Annotated in this window: 9 protein-coding genes; 5 read left to right on the top strand and 4 right to left on the bottom strand. The window is 68.3% G+C overall.

Features of this window, described 5'->3' with window-relative positions; genetic code table 11:
* Positions 1–308 precede the first annotated feature (308 nt).
* Positions 309–710 (top strand): hypothetical protein, encoded by a 402-nt coding sequence (locus tag ACGFML_RS35955; RefSeq protein ID WP_393549875.1) that lies wholly within the window; start codon positions 309–311, stop codon positions 708–710.
* 34 nt (positions 711–744) lie between these two features.
* On the opposite strand, the gene ACGFML_RS35950 is transcribed toward ACGFML_RS35955, so the two are convergent.
* Positions 745–1,122 carry an SUKH-3 domain-containing protein gene (locus tag ACGFML_RS35950; protein ID WP_393549874.1) on the bottom strand — a complete coding sequence of 126 codons (378 nt, stop codon included), beginning with the start codon at positions 1,120–1,122 and terminating at the stop codon, positions 745–747.
* 449 nt (positions 1,123–1,571) lie between these two features.
* Between ACGFML_RS35950 and ACGFML_RS35945 the strand changes: the two genes are divergently transcribed.
* Entirely contained in the window at positions 1,572–1,736 is a 165-nt protein-coding gene (locus ACGFML_RS35945; RefSeq protein WP_393549873.1) for a hypothetical protein, read from the top strand.
* 448 nt (positions 1,737–2,184) lie between these two features.
* On the opposite strand, the gene ACGFML_RS35940 is transcribed toward ACGFML_RS35945, so the two are convergent.
* On the bottom strand, positions 2,185–2,574 hold the full coding sequence (locus ACGFML_RS35940) for a hypothetical protein (protein ID WP_393549872.1): 390 nt from the start codon (positions 2,572–2,574) through the stop codon (positions 2,185–2,187).
* Positions 2,575–3,116: 542 nt separating this feature from the next.
* Here ACGFML_RS35940 and ACGFML_RS35935 point away from each other — a divergent pair.
* From ACGFML_RS35935 to ACGFML_RS35925, 3 genes are all read left to right on the top strand, one after another.
* Positions 3,117–3,950 carry a PIG-L family deacetylase gene (locus ACGFML_RS35935; protein WP_393549871.1) on the top strand — a complete coding sequence of 278 codons (834 nt, stop codon included), beginning with the start codon at positions 3,117–3,119 and terminating at the stop codon, positions 3,948–3,950.
* A 398-nt stretch (positions 3,951–4,348) separates the two neighbouring features.
* A complete protein-coding gene (locus tag ACGFML_RS35930) occupies positions 4,349–4,606 on the top strand; it encodes a hypothetical protein (RefSeq protein ID WP_393549870.1) in 258 nt (85 codons plus the stop codon).
* A gap of 50 nt (positions 4,607–4,656) precedes the next feature.
* Positions 4,657–4,974: a dihydrofolate reductase family protein gene (locus ACGFML_RS35925; RefSeq protein WP_393549869.1), complete on the top strand. Its 318-nt coding sequence runs from the start codon at positions 4,657–4,659 to the stop codon at positions 4,972–4,974.
* A gap of 196 nt (positions 4,975–5,170) precedes the next feature.
* Here the strand turns inward: ACGFML_RS35925 and ACGFML_RS35920 are convergent, their stop codons facing one another.
* Both ACGFML_RS35920 and ACGFML_RS35915 read right to left on the bottom strand, forming a co-directional pair.
* Positions 5,171–6,331, bottom strand: a complete 1,161-nt coding sequence (locus tag ACGFML_RS35920) for a hypothetical protein (protein ID WP_393549868.1) — start codon at positions 6,329–6,331, stop codon at positions 5,171–5,173.
* Entirely contained in the window at positions 6,328–7,473 is a 1,146-nt protein-coding gene (locus ACGFML_RS35915) for a hypothetical protein (protein ID WP_393549867.1), read from the bottom strand. Before ACGFML_RS35915 ends, ACGFML_RS35920 begins: the two co-directional genes overlap by 4 nt.
* Positions 7,474–7,705 lie beyond the last annotated feature (232 nt).

Genomic DNA, 7,705 nt, shown 5'->3' with positions numbered 1-7,705 from the left:
TACGGACCTCAGCCCTGATGGCAGCACCACCGGACCTCAGCCCTGATGGCAGCACCACCGGACCTCAGCCCTGATGGCAGCACCACCGGACCTCAGCCCTGATGGCAGCACCACCGGACCTCAGCCCTGGACGACTACAAGCCCTACCCCGACGAACGCTGGAACGAGGGCGCAACCCACGCCCGGAAGCTCTGGAAGGAGATCGTCCCGCTCGGCTACCAGGGCAGCTACGGCCTCGTCAGCGCCTACATCAGGAAGAAGCGCACTCACCCCGACCGGTCACCGCACAGCCACCGGCACCCCGCCTGGTGACCAGATGGATTCTCAGCCGCCCGGAATCCCTCACCGAGATCGAACAACTCCAGCCCAAGGCAGTCCTGGCCAACTCCCCCGAGCGTGACGCCCCCACCAGCCACGTCCGCTCCTTCGCGACCATCCTCACCGAGCGCCAGAGCGAACAGCTCCCCGAGTGGCTCGACGCCGTCCGCCAGAACGACCTGCCAAGCCTCCACACCCCCGCCGCTGGCATCGACCGCGACCACGACGCCGTCACCGCCGATCTGACCCTGCCCCGGAGCTCAGACATGATCGAGGACCACGTCAACCGGATCAAGACACTCAAGCGCCAAATGTTCGGCCGTGCCGGCTCCCAACCCCTTCAGAAACGAGCCTGTTGTCGCGACACGCAGCGAAGGCGTCACACAAGCTGAGTGACAGCGGTCACTCGGATCGAGCCGCGGGAAGTCAAGGACCTTGCCCCGATGACGCACACTCCTCATCGATCCGGCGGGGAGCCACCGCGCGAACCAAGTTCTCGAGGGCCCGCGGCACCGGCCCGAAGCCGGCAACCCAGGTCTCGACGAGGTAGACCTCATTACCCTCGTCGATTGCCAAAAAGAACCGGCCGTGATCAAGCTCGCCGAGCGGGAAAAGACGACGCCCGATGAACTCACCCCACTCCAGCAACCGGTCGTCCTCGCCCCAGGCCAACTCGGGATCCAGCTCGAAAGACGTGCACGCACAGCTGATCCCTGAGCCACCGACATTCACAGCCAAGCCACCCAACTCTCGCAGAAAGACTTCCGCTGCGTCATGCATCGCAAGGCCCACCACTTCGAACATGGGTCCATGCCCGACACAATCGGCATGGGCCCTTGCATATCGCTGTCTCAGGCACTGGGCTCTTTGAGCGCGGCTGGTCAGCGTGTCGCGCAGGACGCTGTCGGGCGTGCGGGCCATGCGTAGCAGTCCACGCACCACTTCGGCCTTGTCCAACGGATCCCGGTCCGGGTCCGCAGCTCCAGGATCCACCGGTCGATCTCCACAGACTCGCTCGGGTCGAAGCGAACTGTGAACGCGGGGGCGCCATCTGCCTTTGGGCGGGCCGCGGAGCCGCGTCATACATCGTCATGCCCGGTCCAACCAGCCACCCGGGCGGCAGGCTTCTACCGCTCCCAAAGAGGCTGCGGCACGCCTCCGGTCTGGGAGTGTGCCGCAGCCTTCGCCAGTCATGACCGGGGTGAGTACTTCTACGGATGGCCGGCCCACACCGAGACCAGCAGGATGACTCCATGAGTGAACACGAAGACAGTCCCTCAACTGTTGTGCAACCCGCCCGCGACCACCGGAGGGCGGAGACGGTGATGAAGACCGTCCTCCTCGTGGCGGCCATCGCGGGTGCGATTGTGCTGCTCCCCATGGTTTTCTTCATCGCCGTCTTCGCCATGGGCAACTGACCGCACCCGTCCGGACGCGCCTGCCGCAGGCCAGGGCCACTGCGAACCGCTGTCCCGGGCGGCATCGCACTCCGTGGCACGCCACGCAGTCCCACACTCGTGTTTCTTTCCGCCTCGGCTTCGCGGCCCGCTTACACAAGACCACACCTCTGCCTCTCTTGGCCTCACCAGCCTTGGGCCTATCCCTCGTAGTCGTTGAGGTCTGATCTTCGGCTCACGGCACAGTGAGGACAAACTTTCCGAGTGTCTGGTGGGAACGGAGCCTCGTGGCAGCCTCGTCGGCAGTGTCCAAGGACATGGTGCTGTCGATGAGGGGCGTACGCGTCCATCGGCGACGGCAGGCAACAGATCGTGGCCGGCGGCTGCGATGACGGCGCCAAGTTCCGCGGCGCGGGTGACCCCGGTCGAACCCCTCTGAGACTTCGGCTTCGGCGACGCGGTAAGGGTCCTACGGACGCGGCGGAAGTGCTGTGGATCGTGGATCGTGGACGCCACGTTGATGCCGGTCCGCGACCGGAGCGTCGGTGCTTCCTCCCCGCACCGGCCGGTCCAGCACCGTGGCCGCGGCCTCCAGGCCGGGGCCGGTCAGATTCCCCAGCTTCTCGGTGACCAGGTCGCCCACGGCGTTGGAGCGGCTGGCCGAGCCGAGCGACTCCACCAGGCCGTCACGCCCGAGATCGAGGCAGCCGTTGCGGACGGTTTGCCCGCTGACCGCGCCCGGGCACATCAACTGCCGGCTCTGCTCAGCGGTCGCCACCTTCGCCACACCCAGCGCGGCGAGGACCATCTGCCGCGTCTTGGCCGTCGACCCGTACGGCCGCCGCTTCGTCCCACCCACTACTGCCCACCCTCTCCCACCGCACCACTCACCGCCGGTGCGTCCGCTCGTCCATGCGGCCACGAGCCGGCCCAGAACCCGACGCCCCACCCTCAACTCACCAACACCCACCACTGACAAGAAGAGAGGAAGGAGGGTCGTCGAAGTGCCGCGCAGTCTTTGACCACGGCCTCTGACCAGCAACTCTCACCCCGCACACCGGAGAGGACGGCGTAGGGAGGTTGGTAGGGGAACCCTAGGACGCGCACAGCAGGAGGCATGCCGGCGAGGCGGTCTCTGGCGCCCTTCAACGCCACGGGCCTACCACCGGGCGGAATGCGGGCGGGTGCTCAGAGCGGTACGCGACGGCCGCTGTCTCTGCCCCAGGCCCGCGGCTGCACCCTCTGGGAATCGCCGTCCTGCTGGCACTGTTGCATCGACCGAGGACCGGCGTCGGACGGTGGGAACAAGGTCATCCGCCCCGACAGGATCCGGGCCTCCGGGATCGCGGTACACCCGCCGCGGACTCAGACCAGGATGTATTTCCCCAGGAGGACTTGTTCATGACTGACCGGCCCTTGACGCTCATGGCAGTGCACGCCCACCCCGACGACGAGGCCACCGGAACCGGCGGGGTTCTCGCGCAGTACGCGGCGGAGGGCATCCGCACGGTTCTCGTGACGTGTACCGACGGCGGTTGCGGAGACGGACCGGGGGGCACCAAGCCGGGCGAGCCCGGGCACGATCCGGCAGCCGTCGCCTTGATGCGCCGTCAAGAACTGGAGGCGAGCTGTGAAGCCCTGAAGATCAGCGATCTGGAAATGCTGGACTACGCCGACTCCGGGATGGTGGGCTGGCCGAGCAACGACGCCGCTGGATCCTTCTGGCAGACCCCCGTGGAGGAAGGCGCCGCCCGACTCGCGGAACTCATGCGGCACTACCGACCCGATGTGGTCGTCACCTATGACGAGAACGGCTTCTACGGCCACCCCGACCACATCCAGGCCCACCGCATCACGATGGCGGCGCTGGAGATGACCGCGCTGACACCGAAGGTGTACTGGACGACGATGCCCCGCTCGATGATGCAGCGGTTCGGGGAGATCATGCGCGAATTCCATGAGGACATGCCGGAGCCGGATCCTGCCGAGGCCGCCGCAATAGCCGAGATCGGCCTCCCCGACGATGAGATCACCACCTGGGTGGACACCACCGCATTCAGCGGTCAGAAATTCGACGCACTGGCCGCACACGCCAGTCAGGGCGAGAACATCTTCTTCCTCAAGATGGGCAAGGAGAGGTTCGGCGAGTTGATGGGGATGGAGACCTTCGTACGTGTCAAGGACGCCACCGGCGCAGCCGTACCCGAGAACGATCTCTTCGCCGGACTGCGCTGATCCGACCGTCCGACCGGGGCCCGGGAAAGGTCATCAGCCGCACAGCACGATTGCACCCGTATGCGCTCAATCATCGAATCTGCCATCGAAACGGCGAACAGTGGAGTAATCATTACGACATCACCCCTATCGTCCCTTCTCCCCGCTGCGAGTTACGGATGCGGACGTGACCCGTGTGCACATGACTGCAGGAGCCAGGGCTGCAACTTCCGATGGTGCAGCGTGCCGATGATCCAGCGTTTGAGCCGGACGCGATCAGGTGGACGCCGGGCAGGACCGGGCTCACGATGAATGCCAGACACACAGGCGGTCTGTAGGGAGAAGCGTGAAGCCGAGATGAAGCAGCGTGATGACTCGCTCGGCCTGTCCACACTCCGTCACGACAGGAGGACCCGATCGTGTCCCGCTCCGTGCCCTACATGTCCATGTCCCTCGACGGCTTCATCACCGGTCCCGAAGACGGCCCTGACAACGGCCTCGGCACCGGCGGCGAGCAGCCGCACGCGTGGCTGTTCGACGGCGACCGCGAGACCCACGGCGGAGTCGACCTACCGCTCAGCCGCACCGACACGGCCAGCCTTCCGGTGATCCAAGAGATAATGGCCACCTGCGCAGTACTGACGGGACGGCGCACGTTCGACGCGGCCGGCGGCTGAGGCGGCGTCCACATTGAGGCGGCGACCACCACGACGGCGTCCACATTGAAGTGTTCACCCGCTCCGAGGCCGACGACGACGCTGTCCAGGGCCCCAACATCCGCTACCCCACCGACGGCATCGAGGCAGCCATGACGCGGGCCAAGAAGGCCGCCGGTGAGCGCAACGTGCTGGTCCACGGAGCGACGACGGCGCAGCTGGCCTTGCACGCCGGAGTGCTGGACGAGCTTGAGATCCACCAGATCCCCGTGCTGCTCGGCGCCGACCGGTCGCTCTTCGGCCCGCTGGGCGCGCCCCGCCAGCTCGACCTCGTCCGCGCCATCGACGCCCCAGGAGCCACACACCTGCGATACCACGTAATCGGCTGAACACCCGACACCATCACAGGCCAGGATCCACTCATCCGCCCAGCCAACCAACCCAGCCTGATCAACCGACCCCGACATCGACATGACCCGGCACTCAACCCCCACAGCGACCAACCGCGATCCCCCAAGACCCGGTGAGAATGACCCCCTCGACCCGGAGGGTGTGACAAGACCACCCAGCTACGGGAACCAGCCCCTACGTCGGCCGTGGCAGGTTCAGCTTCAGCGGGCCGCAGCCGAGACGGGCAGCCTCGGCCTCGACGTAGCGGGGGAAGAGGGTACGCACGTCCGCGCCGGTCCCGCCCTCGTTGGCCTGTACGAGGAACACCGTCTCGCCCGCCTGGCAACGGGTCTGGAAGACTCCTAGGTTGGGGCCGAGGCCGCCGACGCCGGCGCCGGCGCGCATCCGGTCGCCCTCGTATAGCGCCATTCTCGTGAAGATCCCGGCCAGCCGCGGGTCCTCGATGGTCATCAGGCGCTGCTTCGGTTGCGAGCCGGTGATGCCCCGGTCGCAGGTGCGCACCGGGCCGTGCCCGTCGGTGATCATGGGGTACTTGTCCGGCCGGCGTTTCTTGCCCAGGGTCAGCCCCTCGATGCCGCAGAGCGCGTTCGGCTTCTCCGTGCGGGTGTAGCGGGCGGCCTTCGGCAGGCGTTCGACGGGATCGGCGATCGTGCCGGCGCAGCCCAGGTCCGCGCTGACCTTGTTGACGAGCTTCACGACCATGCGGGCCATCCCGTCCCGCTCTTTGGTACGCGGCTCCATGTCGGTGATCCAGCTGCCCTGGGCGATGTCCACGACGGTCGGCCCGTCGAAGTCGCCGGGGCGGCCCAGGCAGCCGTCCGGGATGGCGAGCCAGGCGCGGTTGTCCGAGGCCATGCCGAGCAGGCCGCCGCCGAGCGGGGTGAGGCGGGCGGAGAGGAACTCGTCGGCCCACTTGCCGTCGTCGCCAGTGCGGTCGTCCAGCCGGTGCACCCGGGCGGTGAGCGCCCATGCGTCGCCTTCGCTGTTCGTCAACTGGCAACTGCCGGTGGGGCCGTCCAGGGAGTGCCCACCGTGCAGCACGGGCGCCTCGACCGCCTTGACGTCCTCCGGCTGGCGGAAGGTCGGGGCGAGGTCGTCGCGGGACAGCGCGCCCCAGCACAGCTCGTCCGGCGCGAACGGCCCGGCCTGCGTCTGCCAGGCCATGCCGCCGGCGCCGAGCAGCACCCCGGCGAGACCCGCGGCCAGCAGCGGCCGGACCCGGCCACGCAACAACCTGCGCCAGTGCCACCGGCGCAGGCGCCGCTCGCTGAGCGGCTCCCGCTCGGCGGGCAGGGGCTGCTCGTAGCGGTTCGGCTCGTCCTGTGTGCTGCTCACCGGGCGGCTCCCTTGGGGGCGATGGGGGCGCAGCCAAGGCGGGCCGCGGCCGCGTTGGCGAAGGCGGCGAGGTGGTCGGGGTCGGTGGAGGCGCCCATCAGGAAGGTGACGGGCCGGCCGGCGCAGTCGGCTTGTACGATCGCGTGCCCCTCGCTGATGGTTCCGGTGCCGCGCCAGCCGCGGCCCGCGGAGCGTTCGCCCGCGATGCCGTCGAACACCGCGGCCAGCCGGGGCTGCGCGACCATCGCCAGGTTCAGGTACGGCATGCCGTCGCGATCGCCGCTGACACTGCACGTCTGCAAGTCGCGGGTGACCGCGCCGGTCTGGTCCTCGATGTCCTTTGTGGCGAGGTGCAGGCCGCGGATGCCGCAGACGTCGTCGGACGCGCCGAAGATGCTCTCCTTCTGGCCCGGCAGGTCGTAGACCGGCGAGCTGACCTTCAGCGGCTCGTCCGGCGCGCAACCGGCCGCCGCCATCCCACGGTTGGCCGCCGCGACGAGCAGCACCGCCGCCTCCCGGGCGCCGCCCAGATCGGCCGGATCGTGTTGGGTGTACGAAGGGCCGCTGCTGTACGTGCCGGACGCGTGCATGGTGACGACGGTCGGCCGGCCGGCCTGTGTATCGCAGGACTTCGGGAGTACCAGCAGGCCGCCACGCCCGCTCACCGTGCCCGGCAGGCCGTCCGGGAGCGGGGCCATGTCGCCGCCCAGGAAATCGTCCTGGATCATCGCGAGCCGGGCCTCCGCGGTCTTGGGGACCGGGCCGTACTCGACGGTCACCTGCTGGTCGGTGGAGACCTGGTCACCGTCGTAACTGCTCTTGTAGTCGCTGGCGATGGCGACCTCACAGCTTCCGGTCGGGCTCTCGCGGGTGGGCGCCGTCTCCTTGCCGGTGCGTGACCCGTCGTCATCGTCACCGAACGCCTCGTCACCGAGGAAGTCCGGACCGCTGCCCTCTTCCCAGGCGCCCCAGCAGTAGTGGTCCTTCGGCCACGGCCACGTGTCCGCCGCCCACGTGCCGAGCCCGGTGCCCGCAAGCACGAGCACCAGCGCGGATATCAGCAGCAACCAGCCCCGCCTGCCGGTCGGCAGCGCCCGGCGCAGCCGGCCAGGCGCCGCGGTCGTCTCTTCTGTCTCACTCACCCCGTGTCCCCTCCGGCGGAGGAGTGTATCCCCCGTCATCAGTCAGGAGCAGCCCGCCCCGTCCATGGGGATCTTGCCGTTCGGCAGGCAGTCGTCCGCGGCGGCTCACACGGTCGAGGCTGGTGCCGCCGTAGCCGAACGGGAGTCCAGGAAGCGTTCGGTCGAAACGTATCCGCACTTGGCCAACCTGCCTGACAACGGATCACCCCACCTGACCTGTGCGAAGCCATCG

The sequence above is a fragment of the Streptomyces sp. NPDC048650 genome, assembly GCF_043199095.1.
Taxonomy (GTDB): Bacteria; Actinomycetota; Actinomycetes; order Streptomycetales; family Streptomycetaceae; genus Streptomyces.
The sequence above is the reverse complement of the archived record's forward strand: the minus strand, read 5'-3'. Positions and strand labels throughout refer to the sequence as shown.